Source organism: Mesorhizobium sp. M0910 (assembly GCF_040319465.1).
Taxonomy (GTDB): domain Bacteria; phylum Pseudomonadota; class Alphaproteobacteria; order Rhizobiales; family Rhizobiaceae; genus Mesorhizobium.
On record NZ_JAMYNZ010000003.1, the window covers coordinates 521200 to 539773 of the forward strand.

Genomic DNA, 18574 nt, shown 5'->3' on the forward strand with positions numbered 1-18574 from the left:
TGTCAGGCACGCTCGCGGCGGCGGCCGACATAGACGATTGCGCCGAGCGTCAGCAGGATCACCAGGAAGGAAAACACGGTCGTCACGGTGCCCAGCGCATAGAGCACCGGCGTCGTGACATTGGTCGTCATGCCGTAGATTTCGAGCGGCAAGGTGTTGAACGTGCCCGAGGTCATCAGCGTGCGGGCGAACTCGTCATATGACAGAGTGAAGCCGAACAGGCCGACGCCGATCAGGCTGGGCGCGATCATCGGCAGCACGACATGTGCGAAGGTCTGCCACGACGATGCTCCGAGATCGCGCGCGGCTTCCTCATAGGCTGGCGAGAACCGGTTGAAGACAGCAAACATAATCAGCACGCCGAAAGGCAAGGTCCAGGTCAGATGGGCGCCGAAAGCGGAGGTGTACCAGGCGGGGCGGAAGCCGATCTGCTGGAAGACGACGCCGATGCCGAGACTGATGATGATCGACGGCACGACCAGGCTGGCGACGGCCAGATAGAACAGTGCGGTTGCGCCGCGAAATTTCTGCCGGAAGGCCAGGCCGGCGAGCAGCGACACGGCGACAGTGACGACCATCACCATCAGGCCAAGGACGAGCGAGCGTTTGAAGCTGCCGCCGAAGTCGCCGACCGCCTGGCGCTCGAACAAATTGGCGAACCAGTGCAGCGACACGCCGTTCAGCGGAAATGTCAGACCGCCGTTCTCGCCCTGGAAAGAGAGGATCAGGATCGCCGAAAGCGGGCCGTAGAGGAACAACACGAAAAGACCGAAGAACGCCGCCAACACATAGAATTCGAGGGTGCGCTTGTCCTGGCTCATCGCCTCACAGCTCCTTGCGGATGTCGACGATGCGCAGGATGCCCGCGACCATCAGCAGCACCAGCACCAAGAGCACGACGGCGTTGGCGGCGGCTGCCGGATATTGCAGCAGCGACATCTGGTTCTTCATCATCAGCGCGACGGAGGCGCTCTGCCCGCCGGACATCACCTGCACCGTCGAGAAATCGGCCATCACCAGGGTGACGACGAAAATGGTGCCGATCGCCATGCCGGGCTTGGCGAGCGGAATGACGACGTTCCACAGAACCTGCCAGCCGGAAGCGCCGGCGTCGCGCGCGGCTTCTATCAACGACTTGTCGATGCGCATCAGCGTGTTGAAGATCGGCGTCACCATGAACAGCGTATAGAGATGCACCATGGCCAGCACCACGGCGAATTCGGAATAGAGCAGCCATTCGATCGGCTTCGGGATCAGCCCCATTTGCACCAGCGTCGAGTTGACCAGGCCATTGCGGCCAAGCACCGGAATCCACGAGATCATGCGGATGATGTTGGAGGTCAGGAACGGCACCGTGCAGACAAGGAACAGCACCATCTGCATGGCCGTGGTCCTGATATGGAAGGCAAGGAAATAGGCGACCCAGAAACCGATGAACAGCGTCAGCGCCCAGACGATGGCGGCGTATTTCAGCGTATTCAGGTAGGTTTTCCAGGTGACCCAGGAGCCGAGCGTGTCGGAATAATTGGTGGTCAGGAAATCCGGATACATCGCCGCGAAATCGTAATCCCAGAATGAGACCACGGCGATCATCAGGATCGGCAGCAGGAGGAACGCGCCGAGGATCAGGGCAAGTGGTGTTGCCTGGAGATAGGGTGCGATGGCGGCAAAGGAGCGCCTACGTCTGGCAGGCTTTGTGGCAATGGTTGCGGGCTGATCGAGTGCCACTGTCATCTGGAACAGCCCTGGGGTGTCGCAGAGGGCCGATAGTCCGGCACGCCGTGATCCTTCCCACCCCCCTCTGTCCTGCCGGACATCTCCCCCGCAAGGGGGGAGATCGGCAATTTGGCTGCTAGCTCTCCTCTTGAAGCATTGGAGATTGGCGAAATCAGAGATGACGGCGCAATCTCCCCCCTTGCGGGGGAGATGTCCGGCAGGACAGAGGGGGGTGGGAAGGAATGAGGCATCTCAGTTGTTGCCCGGCTGCATCAAGCAGCGATGAACTCGTTCCAGCGCTTCACCATGTAGCGGTCCTCGTCCATGACCGAGTTCCAGCAGGCGACCTTGCCCATGCGCTCTTCGAACGAGCCGCCGTCACGCACGGCGCCAGCCTTTTCCATGACCTTGCCGTCCGGCGACAGGATATCGCCCTTTGCCGGCTTGCCTTCGATCCAGTAGCCCCACTCGTCCTCGGACATGAACTTCTTGGCCGACACCATGTTGGCCGAGTAATAGCCCTGGCGGTTGAGATAGCCGCCAACCCAGCCGGACGTGTACCAGTTGATGTATTCATAGGCGGCATCGAGTTCGGCGCCGGAGAGATGGGCTGCCAGGCCAAGCCCGCCACCCCAGGACCGGTAGCCTTCCTTGAGCGGCTGGAACCGGCACGCGATGCCCTTGGAGCGGACCGCGGCCACGGCCGGCGACCACATCGACTGGATTACGACTTCGCCTGAAGCCATCAGGTTGACGCTCTCGTCGAAGGATTTCCAGAAGGCGCGGAACTGGCCGGCTTGCTTGGCCTTGATCAGGAAGTCGATCGTCTTGTCGATCTCCTCCTTGGTCATGTTGCCCTTGTCGGCGTATTTGATGTTGCCCGTTGCCTCCATGATCATCGCCGCATCCATGATGCCGATTGACGGGATGTTGAGGATGGCGGTCTTGCCCTTGAAGGCCGGATCCATGATGTCGGCCCAGGTGGTGATATCGCGGCCGACGAGGTCGGGGCGGATGCCAAGCGTATCGGCATTGTAGATCGTCGGCACCATGGTGAACCAGTTGGTCGGCGCCTTGGCGAAGACCTTGCTGTCCTGCGCCTCGACGTAACCGACGGTATGCGGCGCGGTGCCCTGGGCAATGACGCTGTCCGGCGTCAGCTTGCCGGTTTTGAACAGCGGCACCAGCTCGTCGTAATATTTCAGCTTGGTGACATCCATCGGCTGCAGGACGCCTGTCGGGAACACCTTCTTGCAGATCCAGTATTCGATGTCGGCGATGTCGTAGCTGTCGGGCTGCGTCACGGCGCGCTGCGCGGCGGCGTCGGAATCGGTTGCTGTCATCTCCAGCGTGATGCCGAGGTCGGCCTTGCACTTGTCGGCGATGGCATTGAGGTTGGATACGCCGGTGCCGAACTGGCGCAGCGTGATGTTCGATTGCGCCCAGATGGTCGGAAAGCCTGATATGGCGCCGGAACCGGCGGCGAAACCGACGGCGGCGGCACCTGTCTTGAGCAGCGAACGTCGCGATATTCCAGTCTTCTTGTCGGTGGTGTTGGTCATGTTCAGTTCCCCTGTTTTGGTTGGTTATGCTGGATTTCAGGAATCGAGACGGCCAAGGACGATCGCGTCCTCGGCATCCCAGGCGATCGGCACGGCGTCGCCGACGGCAACCGGCCTGGCGAAGAAGCTGGTGTCGTCGACGATCACCGTGAAATCCTCGATGCCGGCGCCATTGACCGAGAGCTTCACGGTCGAACCGCGGTACTCGACGTTTGCAATGATGCCGGTGAAGCCGAGCCCGGCTGCCGCCGGCTCGCCGATGCGCACGTGGTCGGTGCGAATGGCGATGTCGATGGGCTCCCCGGTCTCCCTGCCCTGCCCGCTCGCGGCGAGCGCGACGCCGCCGGGCACGTCGAAAACGACCATGCCGTCGCGACTACCGGTGACGCGGCCGGAGATGACATTGTGGTCGCCCATGAAACGAGCGACGAAGGGGGTGGCCGGCCGCTCGAACACCGTGCGCGGGTGCGCCGCCTGCTCGATTCGGCCGTCGTTCATCACCACGATCAGGTCGGCCAGCGCCATCGCCTCTTCCTGGCTGTGGGTGACGTGGACGAAAGTGATGCCGAGCGACGTCTGCAACTTCTTCAGTTCGGCCCGCATGCGGATCTTCAGGAACGGATCGAGCGCCGAAAGCGGTTCGTCGAGCAACAGCGCCTCGGGATCGGTGATCAGTGCGCGGGCAAGAGCGACACGCTGCTGCTGTCCGCCGGAAAGCTGCGCCGGGCGGCGGCTGGCATAGGCCTCCATCTGCATCAGCTTCAGCATGTCGAGTGCCTTGGCGCGGCGCTCCTCCTTGCCGACGCCTTTCATCTTCAGGCTGAAGGCGACATTGTCGATCAGGTCGAGATGCGGAAACAGTGCGTAGGACTGGAACATCATGGCAGTGCCGCGCCTGGCCGGCGGCAGGTCGGTGACCACCGTGTTGCCGAGACGCACGTCGCCACTCGATATGCTCTCGTGCCCGGCGATCATGCGCAGCGTCGAGGTCTTGCCACAGCCGGACGGACCGAGCAGGCAGCAATAGGTTCCCGCAGGGATTTTCAGGCTGATGCCTTCGACGGCAGTCGTCGCGCCATAGACTTTCGAAACGGACACAATGTCGATTTCGGCGGCTTTGGACATCCAGCTTCCCCTTTGGTCGGATTAGCCAAAGCATCATGCGTGCCAGTTGCGCGCCGCCGCACCAACCGACTGAATCCTCGAAGAAATCAGGGCCGCCTCTATATAGCTGCCGATACGTCACCCTTGTGCAATGCACAAATTATAGGCGATTGCCGCCGATCTTCGCAAAGATCGTATGCAATCTTTTTCATCTCTGTATTCACTTTGTCTCTCGTCCAAGCGATGCGATTCAGGGTAGAAGAAGGCAGGACCACTGCCATGAACATTGCCGACCAGACCTTCCCTGCTATCGAGGCCGCCAACGAGGATCGCGCGCAGGCGATCCGCGACCAGTTGCGCGACGCGATCGTCGATCGCCGGCTGGCGCCGGGAACCAAGCTTTCCGAAGGCGAAGTCGGCACGCTGTTCGATGTCAGCCGCACCGTGGCGCGTGCGGCACTGCAGATGCTTTCCTTCGAGGGATTGGTGCGCACCGAGCGCAATCGCGGCGCCTTCGTCGCCAATCCGTCGCCGGAGGAAGCGCGGCAGGTTTTTGCTTCGCGCCGGCTCATCGAACCAGGCATCGCGATTGCCGCCGCCGGACGGATGACGCCGGCGCATGTCGCCGCGTTCAAGGCCCAGCTCGACGAAGAAGGCCGTTTCATCGCCGAACGCGGACCCAACGCAAGGCGATCGGAGATCAAGGCGTCGGGGGATTTTCACCTGCTTCTGGCGTCGGTCGCGGGAAACGTCATCCTGCAGCGCTTCATGGAGGAATTGGTCGCTCGTTCATCGCTGGTGATCGCACTCTATGGCCGCTCGGGCATCTCGAGCTGCGGCCACAACGAACACACGCAGATCCTCGAGGCGCTGGAAAATGGCAATGCCGAACGCGCCAGCGCGCTGATGCTGCACCACATCGACCATATCGAGGCCGACCTCGATCTGCGCGTCAGGAGCGGCCCGGCACTCAGGCAGGCGCTCGAGTTCTGAGATCGCGTCAACGCACGATCCTCACACACATCGGCGTGCCAATTTCGATGGATCGGCCGGTGTCGGTCAGCCGGCCGGTTGCGGCATCACGGGCGAAAATCGAGATGCGGTCGGCATTCTGGTTGGCCGAGAAGAGATGGCCGCCCGAGGGCGTCAGTGCCAGATTGCGCGGCGTGGCACCGCCGCAAGGCGTATAGTCGACAAGGGCAATCCTGCCGGTTTGCTGGTCGATCGAAAACACCACGATGCTGTCATGACCGCGGTTGGAGCCGTAGAGAAAGCGGCCGTCAGGCGAGATCTGGATGTCGGCGCAGTGATTGCCGTCGCGCACCTCGGGCGGCACGGCCGGCTTGCTGTCGATCACCGTAAGCTTGCCTGATGCTTCGTCCAGCGCCAGCGAGACAACCGTCGAATCCAGCTCGTTCATGACGAACACGAAGCGACCGCCCGGATGCAGTGCGAGATGGCGCGGACCCGCGCCTGGCGCAAGCGCCGACTCGGCGAGCTTCGTCAGGCTGCCGTCTGAGCCGATGCGATAGGACACCAGCCGGTCGATGCCGAGGTCAGCGACGATCGCCATGCCGCCGGCAACCGTCTCGGTTACGCTATGGGCATGCGGCCGCTCCTGGCGGGCAGGATCTGGTCCGGTCCCGCTATGGGCAATGCTCGACAACGGCGCTGTCAGGCCGCCATCCTCGCGCAGCCCCAAGACCACGACCGAGCGATCGGGGCCGCCCTCGCCCATGCCGTAATTGGCGACCAGCAGCTTGGTCCCGTCGCGCGTGATGGTGTTATGCGCCGTGATGCTGCCCAGCGTCGGCTGCTTGTTGATGTAGGACAGCGTGGCGGTCTGCCTGTCGAAACGGTAGGCCGAGACAACCCCTTCGCGCCAGGTGAACACTTCGGAGTTGGCGTAGACGTGGGAGCCGTCCGGCGTCACCGACAGGAAGGTCGGATTGTCGATGTCTTCCGTCTCGGCCAGTTTCTTTGTCTCCAGCGTCCCCTCGTCGAAACTGTAGACGCCCAGCCCGACGCCGCGCGCGCCCTGAAAATAGGGGGCGTCGCGATTGAGGCTGCCGACGAAAACCAGACAGGCATTCTGCATCACTTCCTCCCACGTTCCGCCGGCATTGGCCGCGACGGAGCCGCCAAAATTTCACCGAGACTCGCTTGCATCACAACCCCATATGTGAAAATACTATTCACAAAAGAAGATTGACGGGAGGATCGATCATGCATTTCGCTGGTCTGCGGCGCGCCCTGATGGACGATTCCCGCTCCCAGAGGAAGTCGTCATGAGCGGTTTCGCGCCAACCGTGGGCGTGGCATCGACACACCCCGCCAACATGCCTAGGGATCACGCCGATCTTCCGGTCTGGAACGCGGAGAACTGGTTCTACGAAGACTGGCCGGTCGGCCAGAAGATCCGCTCGCTGCGCAGGACCATTGCCGAGGGCGACAGCCATCTTTTCAACGCGCTGGTGCTCGATATCCATCCTTACGTGCAGGACCAGATGTTCGCCGAAACAGAAGGCATCTTCGGCAAGCGCCTGGTCGCCGGCGCCTTCGTGTTCTCGGCCGGGCTCGGCCTCGTTGCCACCAACTGCATCAACGCTTTTTCCTATGGCTACGACAAATTGCGCTTCATCAAGCCGGTGTTCATCGGCGACACGATCTATTCGATCCGCTCCAATCTCGACAAGAAACCCAAATACAAGGAGATGGGGCTGATCCGCGCCAGCTATGAAGTCTTCAAAGGTGAAGGAGAGCTTGTGCTTTATTGCGAGCACCTGCAGACGGTGAAGTACCGCAATCCGGCCGATTTCGCCGGCAAGACGGAGAAATAGGCAATGGCTGCCATTGCCGAACTGCCGCTGACCGGGCTCATCGTTGTGGATATGAGCCAGTTCTTGTCCGGCCCCTACTGCTCGCTCAGACTGCTCGACCTCGGCGCTCGCGTCATCAAGATCGAACGGCCGGATGGCGGCGACCTGTCGCGCCGTCTCTATCTCAGCGACACCGAGATCGGCGGCGATTCCACTATCTTCCACGCGATCAACCGCGCCAAGGAAAGCTTTGCCATCGACTTGAAGGACGAGGCCGACCTTGCGGCACTGCGCGGCCTGCTGGCCAGGGCCGACGTGCTGATCCAGAATTTTCGGCCCGGCGTCATCGAACGACTGGGCCTCGACTTTGAGGCGGTGCGCAAGATCAATCCGCGCCTGGTCTATGCCTCGATCAGCGGCTACGGCGAGGAAGGCCCATGGGTCAAGCGGCCCGGGCAGGATCTGCTGGCGCAGGCCCGCTCCGGCGTCATGTGGCTGAACGGCGACGAGGACCAGGGGCCGGTGCCCTTCGGCCTGGCGATCGCCGACATGCTGGCGGGTTCGGCCGCCGCGCAAGGCATCCTCGCCGCACTGGTGCGGCGCGGTGTGACCGGCAAGGGCAGCCATGTCGAGACCAGCCTGCTCGAAGCGCTGGTCGACTTCCAGTTCGAGGTGCTGACCACGCATCTCAATGACGGGCGCCGGCTGCCGCGGCGGTCGAGCTTCCGCAGCGCACACGCCTATCTGTCGGCGCCCTACGGCGTCTATCCGGCCAAGGACGGCTATCTGGCGATCGCCATGACGCCGATCTCGAAACTCGCCGATCTCCTCGGGCTCGAGGAGCTTGCGCCCTACCGCGATCAGCCGTCGACCTGGTTCACTGCCCGCGACGAGATCAAAGCGATCATCGCGCAAAAAATCGCGACGAAAACGGTCGACGAGTGGCTTGCCATCCTCGAGCCTGCCGACATCTGGTGCGCCAAGGTTTTGACCTGGCCGGAAATGATGGCCAGCGAAGGCTTCCAGGTTCTCGACATGCTGCAGACGGTGACGCGCGAGGATGACGTTTCGATCCTTACCACGCGCTCGCCGCTCACGGTCGACGGCATCCGCGCCAAGGTCGAGCGGGCCGCGCCACGCATCGGCGAGCACAGCGCAAAAATCCGCGCGGAGTTCGGGCTGTGAGCGACGTCATGCTCAAAGGCATGACCTGGAGCCATCCGCGCGGCTATGACCCGATGGTCGCCTGTTCGGCGCTGTGGAAGGAACGGACCGGCGTCACTATCGAATGGGACAAGCGCTCGCTGCAGGATTTCGAATCCTTCCCGGTCGAGGAACTGGCGCGTACCTATGATCTGATCGTCATCGACCATCCGCATGTCGGCCAGATCACCGCCGAGAACTGTCTGACGCCGCTCGATGTCGCCGGCCGGGAAGCCGAACGTAAAGCACTTGCGGCGGGCAGCGTCGGCCGATCCTATGCCAGCTACAACTGGCAGGGCCGGCAGTGGGCGTTTCCGATCGACGCGGCCAGCCAGGTGCAGGCGTGGCGGCCCGACATGCTCTCGGCTGCGCCGGCGAGATGGGCCGATGCGCTCGATCTGGCGCGGCAGGGCCGCGTGTTGTTGCCGCTCAGGCCGCCGCATTCGCTGATGGTGTTCTACACGCTCGCCGGTAATCTCGGCCGGCCCGCCGGTGAAGGCCCGGGCGACCATGTGGATCCTGCAATCGGCAAGCAGGTTTTCGAGATGATGCGCGAGATCGCGGCGCTCGTCGACCCGGCCTGTCTTGGCACGGACCCGATCGCGGTTCTGGAGCAAATGGCCGGATCGGGATCGCGGATCGCCTGTGCGCCGCTGATCTATGGCTATGTCTCCTACGCCATCGCCGGATTCCGGCCCAGCCGCGTTATTTTCGCCGATATCCCTGCTGCGGGCAATGTCGGTCCGATCGGCTCGGCGCTCGGCGGGACCGGCATCGCCGTGTCGGCCTTTTCGAAGGCCAGGCGGGCGGCCATCGACTTCGCTTACTGGATCGCCAGCGGTGACGTGCAGCGCGGCCCTTATGCCTCGGCCGGCGGCCAGCCCGGCCATGCGGCAGCCTGGGCGAATGCCGCCGTCAACGCCGCCAGCGGCAATTTCTACAAGGACACCCGAGCCACGCTCGAAGGTGCCTGGGTCAGGCCGCGGCACGACGGCTACATGGCCTTCCAGCAGGCGGCGTCAGATCGCATCAATCTTGGCCTGAGCGAAAGGCACAATGCCGCTCGCGTCGTTGCCGATCTCAATCGCCTGTTTCGGGAGAGCCTTTCGACGCAGGTGTCCGGCGTTTCCGGCGGAGGAGCCTGAAACAACCGAACGGAGGAGAACATGAACAGGCTGATCCGCGGCCTTATGGCCGCAACCGCACTTGCATCGCTCACGACCATAGCCTGCGCTCAAGACGTTTCGGGCGTGATCGCTGGATTGCCGACCGAACTGAAGGCGCGATATGACGGCGCGCCGCAGAAGGTGCTGCCGTCGGCCTGGGCGGCACCTGGCCTGGTCATCGTGCTCCTGGTTTCGCTCTACGGTCGCGAGCGGCGCGTGTCGGCGACCATCTGAGGCCGTCTATTCGTTTTAGCCGCATTTGTGCGACGCCAAGTGATTCCGCTTGGCTGCAAAATGCTCTACCAACTCCACAGCCGCTTGGCGTTGCCTGACAGCAGTTTTTGCCGCTCATCGTCGCTGGCACCACTGAGCAGCGCATGCGTCGCCGCCACCCAGGTCGCAAGCCCGCCGCCGAGCGTGCAGACCGGCCAGTCGCTGCCCCAGACGACGCGATCCCAGCCGAAGCATTCGATGCTGTGCTCGACATAGGAACGCAGCGTTTCGACAGTCCAGGATCCAGCATCCGCATAGGCGACCACACCGGAAATTTTGCCGGCGACGTTCGGGCGCCGCGCGATCTCCGCCATGTGCTCGCGCCAGGGGTGCTCGGCACCGCCCTTGATGTCGGGCACGCCGCAATGGTCGAGCACGAACTGCACATCCGGCGCGAGGTCGGCGAGTACGATCGCCTTGGGGATCTGGTGCGGCAGGACGACGAGGTCGAAGGTCAGGCCGCTGCCGGCAAGCCGCTTGATGTTTTCACGAAACAGCGCGCCTTCCGACAGTTCATCCGGCATGACGTGCAGCACACGCCGAAAGCCCTTGACGAACGAATCTTCACGCTGGCGCTCGAGATAGCCGGCAAAGCCCGGCTCTTCCGGACGGCAGGAGGCGATTGCACCGCGTAGCAGGCTGCCCTTCTGCTGCGACAGCGTTTTCACATGGCTGGTCTCGGCCTCGATGTCGGCAGGATCGACATCGACCTCCATGTGCAATGCGCCCTCGATGCCGGCGCGGCGGGCCTGGACTGCATATTCGTCGTAGGAGAAATCGCGGTTGAGCGCCGGCACGCCGGCCAGCCAGGGATAGCGCAGCGCGGACTGGTCGATCAGGTGCAGATGAGTGTCGAAGATCATGGTGGCGCGCTCCTCCTTGGCGACTTCGCGATCATCTCACGGAGAAATTCTTCATTCAAATAAGAATTCATCGCGATTGCTTGACGGTCGATCCCGCCAGTTGGGACAGCTTTTCGGTCGCTGCCAGCAGCAGCTCAATCGTCCTCGCAATGTCGGGCGCCTTGGGTGCGTTGACCAGGGTTATGTAGGGGATCGACAGCGCGGCGATCGCCCTGCCGTCCGAGCCAAGAACCGGTGTCGACAGGTTGAAGACACCGGCGGTCTGCATCGATGCCATCATCTCGTAGCCGCGTTCCCGGATCTGGTCGAGGCGGGCAAAGAACTCCGGCGATTGCGGCGGCTTGTCGGTGCTGCGCAGATGTTCTGAGATCATCATCTGCCGCTCTTCCGGCGGGCGGAACGCCAGCAGCACATGGCCGGAGCCGGTGTCGAACAGGCTGATATGCGAACCGACGCGGATCGAGATGCCCCAGTAATCCGGCGCTTCCTGCTGGGCAATCACCACGGCGGAGCCGCGATCGAAGACGACCAGCTGATTTGCCTGCTGTGTGGTCTCGGCCAGCTCGCGCATCAGCGGCGTCGCATAGGAAACCAGCCGTCGCACCGGCGCGTGCAGCTGCGCCAGACCAAACAGCTTGAGCGTCAGCGAGTAACGGTCACCATCCGGCCGCGTGACATAGCCGCGCCGCACCAGCCGGTCCAGCATGCGATAGAACTCGTTCGGGCTGCGGTCGAGCTTCTTGGCGATTTCCGCCTGCGTCAGGCCGCCATCGACACCGGCCAGCAGCTCGAGGATGTCGAGCCCCTTGTCCAGCGCTGGGGCTCGATAGCGGTCGTCTTCCTCGTCCTCTGCCATTCCGCCTCTCCAGTGAATTGCATTTTTCATATACGCATAACGGTATTGCTTCCGAAAGAACTTTCGGCTTGACGATCGCATGAATGTTTTGTTTGTATATGAATGAAGCTGCCGATCGACCTCACTACGCGATCGATGCAGGCTCTTGGGAGGATACCAATGACGAAACTGTTCTGCGGCCTGTCGGCCGGCGTAACGCTGCTCGCACTTGGTGCGAGTGCTGCCCTTGCTGCCGACCTGCCAGGCAAATTCGACGGCGTCACCATCGACGCCAAGCTGATCGGCGGCCAGCAATATGAAGGGCTCTACGCGCGCATCGGCGAATGGGAAAAACTGACCGGCGCCAAGGTCAACGTGATCTCGAAGAAAAACCACTTCGAGCTCGACAAGGAAATCAAGTCGGACATCGCCTCCGGCAGCATCAACTGGTGCGTTGGGTCGAACCACTCGTCCTTCGCGCCGCAGTATCCTGATATCTACACCGACCTCAACAAGCTGCTGCCGAAGGAGGAGATCGACGCCTTCGTGCCGTCGACGATCAAGGCCTCGACGCTCGACGGCAAGCTGGTGATGCTGCCGCGCGCGCAGTTCGACGTGTCGGCGCTCTATTACCAGAAGAGCCTCTACCAGGACGAAGCCAAGAAGGCCGCCTACAAGGCCAAGTACGGCAAGGAGCTGACACCGCCCGACACCTGGGACGAGGTCGCCCAGCAGGCGGAATTCTTCGCCAGCCCGCCCGATTTCTACGGCACCCAGTTCGCCGGCAAGGAAGAGGCGATCAACGGCCGGTTTTACGAGATGCTCATCGCCGACGGCGGCGAATACCTCGATAAGGATGGCAAGCCGGCCTTCAACTCGGAAGCCGGCGTGCACGCACTCGACTGGTTCGTCAATCTCTACAAGGCCAAGGCGGTGCCGGCCGGCACCACCAACTATCTGTGGGACGATCTCGGCCAGGGCTTTGCCTCAGGCACCGTCGCCATCAACCTCGACTGGCCGGGCTGGGCAGGCTTCTTCAACGATCCGAAGTCGTCCAAGGTCGCCGGCAATGTCGGGGTGAAGGTGGCGCCGAAGGGATCGGCCGGCATTCGCACCGGCTGGTCGGGGCACCACGGATTTTCGGTCACTGAAAGCTGCGCCAGCAAGGAGGCTGCGGCGTCGCTGGTCTGGTTCCTGACCAATGAGGACAGCCAGAAGCTGGAGGCGGCAAGCGGCCCACTGCCGACCCGCACGGCGGTGTGGGACTGGGACATCCAGCAGGCGGCAAGCGATCCCTATAAGAAGGAAGTGCTGGCGGCTTTCCAGGAAGAGGCAAAGCACGCTTTTGCCGTGCCGCAGACACCTGAATGGATCGAAATCTCCAACGCCGTCTATCCCGAATTGCAGGCCGCCATCCTTGGCGACAAGACCTCCAAGCAGGCGCTGGACGACGCTGCCGCCAAGGCCACCCAGATCCTCGAGGACGCAGGCAAGCTTTGATCATTCAACCAAGGGGGGCGCCGCGCTCATTGAAGAGCGGCGCCCCGAACTTTTTTCGAACCATGCGCAACACGCTTTGTCTTGATCCCAGCTCGCCAATGGCGGCCTTCGGTGTCCGGGCACCAACCAGAACCGGATCGCCATGAAAGGCTGGAGACCTTCGCCGCCATTGCTGCTCCTGCTGCCGGCGGTGATCGTGCTGGCGGCGGTGGTGATGGTGCCGCTGCTGCTGTCGCTCTATTCCAGCTTCACGCCGTTCCGGCTGACCAAGCCGGAAACGTTCTGGGTCTTCATCGGCGCGCGCAATTACGTCGCCATCCTGACCAGCCGCGCTTTCTGGGTCGCCTTTGCCCGCACCGTGGTGCTGCTGACGGTGGCGCTCAACCTGGAAATGCTGATCGGGCTCGGGCTGGCGCTGCTGGTGGAAAAGGCATCGCGCGGCCAGCGGGTTCTGCGCACCATCATGATGTTTCCGATGATGTTTTCGCCGATCCTGGTCGGCTTCCAGTTCAAATTCATGTTCAACGACAATATCGGCCTAGTGAACAACGCCCTGCAGGGGCTCGGCCTGACCGACCGCGCCATCCCGTGGCTGATCGACGGCAATCTCGCCTTCATCGCCATCCTAACCGCCGAGATCTGGTCGTCGACCTCGGTGTTCGCGATCCTGATCCTTGCCGGGCTGCTGGCGATGCCGCGCGAACCGGTCGAGGCGGCGCGCGTCGACGGCTGCACACCGTGGCAGACATTCCGCTATGTCACCTGGCCGTTCATCATGCCGTTTGCCTTCATCGCCATGACCATCCGCTCGCTCGACGTCGCGCGCGCCTATGACATCGTCAAGATCATGACCGACGGCGGTCCTGCCGGCCGCACCGAACTCGTCTGGACGCTCGTCGCCCGCATTGCCTATGGCGATGCCCGGATGGGAATGGCCAATGCCATGGCCTATTTCTCCATCCTGCTGTCGATCCTGTTCACCGTCTATTTCTACCGCAAGCTCGCCGCGGCGCGCACGCAGATCGCGGCGGAGTGGTGAGGATGGACCAGAACAGCCTGCATCGCGTCGGCAACAAAGCGCTCGGCATCGTTCACGGCATCGGACTGTTCCTGGCCATGCTGGTCATCTGCCTGCCCGGCATCTGGATCGTGCTGTCGTCGCTGCGGCCGACCGTCGAGATCATGGCCAAGCCGCCGGTGTGGATCCCGCAGCAACTCTCGCTCGATGCCTACACAGCCATGTTCAGCGGCGTCGGCCAGGGCGGCATTCCGGTGCTCGACTACTTCCGCAATTCGCTGATCATCTCGGTGACCTCGACGGTGATCGCCATCGTTATCGGCATGGCCGGCGGCTATGCCTTTGCGCGCTACCGCTTTCGCGCCAAATCGGCGATGTTCCTTGGCCTGATGCTGACGCGCACGGTGCCTGGCATTGCGCTGTCGCTGCCGCTGTTCTTCGTCTTTGCGCGGCTCGGCATCATCGACACGCATTTCGGGCTGATCCTGGTCTATGTCGCGCTCAACGTGCCCTTCACCGTTTGGCTGATCGACGGCTTTTTCCGCCAGGTGCCGAAAGACCTCGCCGAGGCGGCGCAGATCGACGGCTGCACGCGCTGGCAGGCCTTCTGGCAGGTCGAGTTTCCGTTGGCCGGGCCGGGCATCGCCTCGGCCGGCATCTTTGCCTTCCTCACCTCCTGGAACGAGTTCGCGCTCGCCTCGCAGCTGACGCGCTCGATCAACTCCAAGACCCTGCCGGTCGGCCTGCTCGACTATACGGCCGAATTCACCATCGACTGGCGCGGCATGTGCGCGCTGGCCGTGGTTATGATCATACCGGCGCTCACGCTTACCTTCATCGTCCAGAAACATCTCGTCGGCGGCCTCACTTCCGGCGCGGTGAAAGGCTGACATGGCAACTGTATCGCTCAAGAAACTCACCAAGAGCTATGGTCCGGTGGCGGTCGTGCACGGCATCGACCTCGAGGTCGCCGACCGCGAGTTCATCGCGCTGGTCGGGCCGTCCGGCTGCGGCAAGTCGACAACCCTGCGTATGATCGCCGGCCTCGAGGCGATCAGCGACGGGATCATCGAGATCGGCGGCCGCATGGTCAACGACCTGCCGCCGCGCTCGCGCAACATCTCGATGGTGTTCCAGTCCTACGCGCTCTATCCGCATATGACGGTGCGCGAAAACCTCGGCTTCTCGCTGAAGATAGCCGGCGCCGCGAAGGAAGAAATGGACCGTCGCGTAGCCGAAGCGTCCGGCATTCTCGGCCTCGACCAGTTGCTCGACCGCCGGCCGTCGCAGCTGTCGGGCGGACAGCGGCAGCGCGTCGCCATGGGTCGCGCCATCGTGCGCGATCCCGACGTCTTCCTGTTCGACGAGCCGCTTTCCAATCTCGATGCCAAGCTTCGGACGCAGATGCGCACCGAGATCAAGAAACTGCATGCCAAGGTCCGGTCGACGGTGATCTACGTCACCCACGACCAGGTCGAAGCGATGACATTGGCCGACCGCATCGTCATCATGCGTGACGGGTTCATCGAGCAGGTCGGCACACCCGACGAGGTCTTCCGCCGGCCGCAGACACGCTTCGTCGCCGGCTTCATCGGCTCGCCGCCGATGAATTTGCACGAGGCTGACGTCGACGACGGACAGCTGCTGTTCGCCAGCGGAGAGAGACTGCCTCTGCCCAGCCAGTTCAAGGCAAATGTCGGAACCGGCGACAAGGTCGTATTCGGCCTCAGGCCCGACGACATCTATCCGACGGGACACGGCATCAGCTCCGGCGAAGATGTCGACGTCCACCAGGTGGAACTGCCGGTGACCGTCACCGAACCGCTTGGCAACGAGACGCTAGTGTTTGCCGAATTCAACGGCAGCGACTGGGTATCGCGGATGCTCAATCCAAAGCCGCTCAAGGCCGGAGACCGGGTCAAGATGAGCCTGGACCTGTCGCAGGCCCATCTGTTTTCTGCCGAAACGGGCAAGACATTGCGAGGTTAAAATCATGGCAAAGATCGAGAAAGTCGAACTGCGCATGGTCGACTTGGTGCCGAAGGTCAAGCGCACCGATGCCATCCAGAGTTTTGTCAGCCAGGAAACACCGATCGTCACCATCACCGACGCCGACGGCGCGGTCGGCACCGGCTACAGCTACACGATCGGCACCGGCGGCTCGTCGGTGATGCGGCTCCTGGCCGACCACCTTGCACCGCGGCTGATCGGCCGCGACGCCGACATGATCGAGGCGATCTGGCGCGAGCTGGAGTTCGCCACCCATGCCACGACGATCGGCGCGATCACGGCAATCGCGCTGGCGGCCATCGACACTGCGCTTTGGGATCTGCGGGCGAGGAAGCAGAACCTGCCGCTGTGGAAGCTTGCCGGCGGCGCCAAGGACCGCTGCCCGCTCTACACCACCGAAGGCGGCTGGCTGCATATCGAAACCGAGGCGCTGGTCGAGGATGCGCTGGCCGCCAAGGCCCAGGGGTTTCGCGGCTCGAAGGTCAAGATCGGCAAGCCGCACGGTTCCCAGGATCTTGCCCGGCTGACGGCGGTGCGCCGGGCGGTTGGAGACTCCTACGAGATCATGACCGACTGCAACCAGGGCTTTTCAGTCGACGAGGCGATCCGCCGGGCCGAGCGCTTGCGTGAACTCGACCTCGCCTGGATCGAGGAACCGCTGCCGGCCGACGACATTGACGGCCATGTGCGGCTGTCGAGTGCCACATCGACGCCGATCGCCATCGGCGAGTCGCTCTATTCGATCCGGCATTTCCGCGAATATATGCAAAACGGCGCGTGTTCGATCGTGCAGGTCGATGTCGGTCGCATCGGCGGCATCACGCCGTGGCTGAAGGTGGCGCATGCAGCCGAGGCGTTCGACATACCGGTCTGCCCGCATTTCCTGATGGAACTGCATGTCAGCCTGACATGCGCCGTTCAGAACGGCAGATATGTCGAGTATATTCCCCAGCTCGACGAGCTGACCGGCAAGAAAATGCGTATCGAGGACGGGCACGCGCTGGCGCCGGACGAGCCCGGCATCGGCATCGACTGGGACTGGGATGCGATCAAGTCGAAGAGCATCGCGGAATTCACCATGGCGATAGTGAAATAGGAGGCGGACATGCAGCGAATGGGAATGGTGCTCGGTCTCAAGCCGGAGAAAGTCGCCGAGTATGTGCGGCTTCACGCTGCCGTCTGGCCGGACGTCCTCAAGATGATTTCCGCCTGCAACATCAAGAATTATTCGATCTATCTGAGGGAGCCGGAGCACCTTTTGTTCAGCACCTTCGAGTACCACGGCACCGACTATGCCTCCGACATGGCGAAGATGGCTGCTGATCCCACGACGCAGGAATGGTGGGCGCTGTGCATGCCATGCCAGGAGCCACTGCCGACCCGCAAGGAGGGCGAGTGGTGGGCGTCGATGGACGAAGTCTTCCATTATGACTGATGACATTTTCGATCCTGCCTCGCTTTCCCAGGCCTGGGCACAACCGTCAAAGCCCAGGCCGATCGTGATTTTCGGCGCCGGCTCGATCGTCGGCGATGCGCATTTCCCGGCCTATGGGAAAGCCGGTTTCCCGGTTGTCGGGCTTTTCGACCCCGACCTGGCCAAGGCGGAAAAACTGGCGCAGAAATGGGGCGTCACCGCTTACCGGTCGCTCGAGGAAGCTGCGTCAATCAAGGACGCCGTCTTCGACCTGGCGACACCGCCGGCTAATCACGCCGGCGTGCTCAGGGCGCTGCCCGATGGTGCGGTGGCGCTGATCCAGAAGCCGATGGGCAGCGACCTCACCGAGGCGACCGAGATCCTCGAAATCTGCCGCTCCAAAAACCTCAGGGCCGCTGTGAATTTCCAACTCCGTTTTGCGCCGATGATGCTGGCGCTGAAGGATGCGATCGCCAAGGGCTGGCTGGGCGAAGTGGTCGATTTCGACGCATGGCTGGCGCTGGCGACACCCTGGCAGCTCTGGGAATTCCTGTTGCAGGCGCCGCGCGTCGAGATCGCCATGCATTCGATCCATTATCTCGACCTGATCCGGCAATTGCTCGGCGATCCCAAGGGGGTTCACGCCAAGACACTCGGCCACCCCGGCCATAAGGTTGCGCAAACGCGCACCAGCGCGATCCTCGACTATGGCGACACCGTGCGCTGTGCACTGTCGATCAACCACGATCACAAATTCGGCCGAAAACACCAGGCCTGCGAATTCCGCATCTGCGGCACCGAGGGCGCCGCTTACCTCAAATTAGGCGTCAACCTCGACTATCCGCGCGGCGAGCCGGACATTCTCGAAATCTACCCCAAAGGCGGCAGGGACTGGATTGCGGTTCCACTCGTCGGCTCATGGTTTCCGGACGCCTTTGCCGGCCGCATGGCCAATGTCCAGCGCTACGCGTCGGGCGAGGACGCCGAGCTTGTCAGTTCCGTCGAGGACGGCTGGAGCACCATGGCGCTGGTCGAAGCCGCCTATCAATCGAGCGCGGCGCCGGCAACACCGATAGCGGCGAGGCCCTGAC

19 protein-coding genes are annotated in these 18574 nt (G+C 62.7%); 12 read left to right on the top strand and 7 right to left on the bottom strand.

The genetic code is table 11. From position 1 onward, the window contains the following. Positions 1-2: 2 nt before the first annotated feature. The 4 genes from NKH78_RS10150 to NKH78_RS10165 form a co-directional block, all read right to left on the bottom strand. Positions 3-821, bottom strand: a complete 819-nt coding sequence (locus tag NKH78_RS10150) for an ABC transporter permease (protein WP_352451583.1) — start codon at positions 819-821, stop codon at positions 3-5. Between the two features lie 4 nt (positions 822-825). Beyond that, the gene (locus NKH78_RS10155; RefSeq protein WP_352688642.1) at positions 826-1734 is read right to left on the bottom strand and encodes an ABC transporter permease; all 909 of its coding nucleotides are present in this window, start codon (positions 1732-1734) and stop codon (positions 826-828) included. 254 nt (positions 1735-1988) lie between these two features. Beyond that, complete coding sequence (locus NKH78_RS10160; RefSeq protein ID WP_352451581.1) at positions 1989-3278, bottom strand: ABC transporter substrate-binding protein; 1290 nt, start codon at positions 3276-3278, stop codon at positions 1989-1991. A gap of 36 nt (positions 3279-3314) precedes the next feature. Beyond that, on the bottom strand, positions 3315-4403 hold the full coding sequence (locus NKH78_RS10165) for an ABC transporter ATP-binding protein (RefSeq protein ID WP_352688639.1): 1089 nt from the start codon (positions 4401-4403) through the stop codon (positions 3315-3317). 258 nt (positions 4404-4661) lie between these two features. Here NKH78_RS10165 and NKH78_RS10170 point away from each other — a divergent pair, with 258 nt between their 5' ends. Beyond that, the gene (locus NKH78_RS10170; RefSeq protein ID WP_023676076.1) at positions 4662-5375 is read left to right on the top strand and encodes a GntR family transcriptional regulator; all 714 of its coding nucleotides are present in this window, start codon (positions 4662-4664) and stop codon (positions 5373-5375) included. A 7-nt stretch (positions 5376-5382) separates the two neighbouring features. On the opposite strand, the gene NKH78_RS10175 is transcribed toward NKH78_RS10170, so the two are convergent. Further along, positions 5383-6480: a lactonase family protein gene (locus tag NKH78_RS10175; RefSeq protein WP_352737228.1), complete on the bottom strand. Its 1098-nt coding sequence runs from the start codon at positions 6478-6480 to the stop codon at positions 5383-5385. 190 nt (positions 6481-6670) lie between these two features. Here NKH78_RS10175 and NKH78_RS10180 point away from each other — a divergent pair, with 190 nt between their 5' ends. Genes NKH78_RS10180 through NKH78_RS10195 form a run of 4 tightly spaced genes read left to right on the top strand, consistent with a single transcriptional unit; the run spans position 6671 to position 9804 of the window. Further along, positions 6671-7222 (top strand): MaoC family dehydratase, encoded by a 552-nt coding sequence (locus NKH78_RS10180; RefSeq protein ID WP_352505387.1) that lies wholly within the window; start codon positions 6671-6673, stop codon positions 7220-7222. A 3-nt stretch (positions 7223-7225) separates the two neighbouring features. Further along, the gene (locus NKH78_RS10185) at positions 7226-8386 is read left to right on the top strand and encodes a CaiB/BaiF CoA transferase family protein (RefSeq protein WP_352688633.1); all 1161 of its coding nucleotides are present in this window, start codon (positions 7226-7228) and stop codon (positions 8384-8386) included. A gap of 20 nt (positions 8387-8406) precedes the next feature. After that, the gene (locus NKH78_RS10190) at positions 8407-9549 is read left to right on the top strand and encodes an extracellular solute-binding protein (RefSeq protein WP_352737304.1); all 1143 of its coding nucleotides are present in this window, start codon (positions 8407-8409) and stop codon (positions 9547-9549) included. 21 nt (positions 9550-9570) lie between these two features. Then, entirely contained in the window at positions 9571-9804 is a 234-nt protein-coding gene (locus NKH78_RS10195) for a hypothetical protein (RefSeq protein WP_352737229.1), read from the top strand. A gap of 65 nt (positions 9805-9869) precedes the next feature. Here NKH78_RS10195 and NKH78_RS10200 read toward each other — a convergent pair whose 3' ends face one another. After that, positions 9870-10706 (bottom strand): amidohydrolase family protein, encoded by an 837-nt coding sequence (locus tag NKH78_RS10200; RefSeq protein ID WP_352737230.1) that lies wholly within the window; start codon positions 10704-10706, stop codon positions 9870-9872. Between the two features lie 67 nt (positions 10707-10773). Continuing rightward, positions 10774-11562 (bottom strand): IclR family transcriptional regulator, encoded by a 789-nt coding sequence (locus NKH78_RS10205; protein ID WP_352737231.1) that lies wholly within the window; start codon positions 11560-11562, stop codon positions 10774-10776. A gap of 159 nt (positions 11563-11721) precedes the next feature. Between NKH78_RS10205 and NKH78_RS10210 the strand changes: the two genes are divergently transcribed. From NKH78_RS10210 to NKH78_RS10240, 7 genes are all read left to right on the top strand, one after another. After that, positions 11722-13041: an ABC transporter substrate-binding protein gene (locus NKH78_RS10210; RefSeq protein WP_352737232.1), complete on the top strand. Its 1320-nt coding sequence runs from the start codon at positions 11722-11724 to the stop codon at positions 13039-13041. A gap of 142 nt (positions 13042-13183) precedes the next feature. Beyond that, positions 13184-14080, top strand: coding sequence for a carbohydrate ABC transporter permease (locus tag NKH78_RS10215; RefSeq protein WP_352737233.1), 897 nt, complete (start codon positions 13184-13186; stop codon positions 14078-14080). A gap of 2 nt (positions 14081-14082) precedes the next feature. Next, positions 14083-14949: a carbohydrate ABC transporter permease gene (locus NKH78_RS10220; RefSeq protein WP_352737234.1), complete on the top strand. Its 867-nt coding sequence runs from the start codon at positions 14083-14085 to the stop codon at positions 14947-14949. A 1-nt stretch (position 14950) separates the two neighbouring features. Beyond that, positions 14951-16048 (top strand): ABC transporter ATP-binding protein, encoded by a 1098-nt coding sequence (locus NKH78_RS10225; RefSeq protein ID WP_352737235.1) that lies wholly within the window; start codon positions 14951-14953, stop codon positions 16046-16048. 4 nt (positions 16049-16052) lie between these two features. After that, positions 16053-17165 (top strand): mandelate racemase/muconate lactonizing enzyme family protein, encoded by a 1113-nt coding sequence (locus NKH78_RS10230; RefSeq protein ID WP_352737236.1) that lies wholly within the window; start codon positions 16053-16055, stop codon positions 17163-17165. 9 nt (positions 17166-17174) lie between these two features. Continuing rightward, complete coding sequence (locus tag NKH78_RS10235) at positions 17175-17504, top strand: L-rhamnose mutarotase (protein WP_352505395.1); 330 nt, start codon at positions 17175-17177, stop codon at positions 17502-17504. Next, positions 17497-18573 (top strand): Gfo/Idh/MocA family protein, encoded by a 1077-nt coding sequence (locus tag NKH78_RS10240; protein WP_352505396.1) that lies wholly within the window; start codon positions 17497-17499, stop codon positions 18571-18573. Before NKH78_RS10235 ends, NKH78_RS10240 begins: the two co-directional genes overlap by 8 nt. The last annotated feature ends 1 nt before the right edge of the window (position 18574 follow it).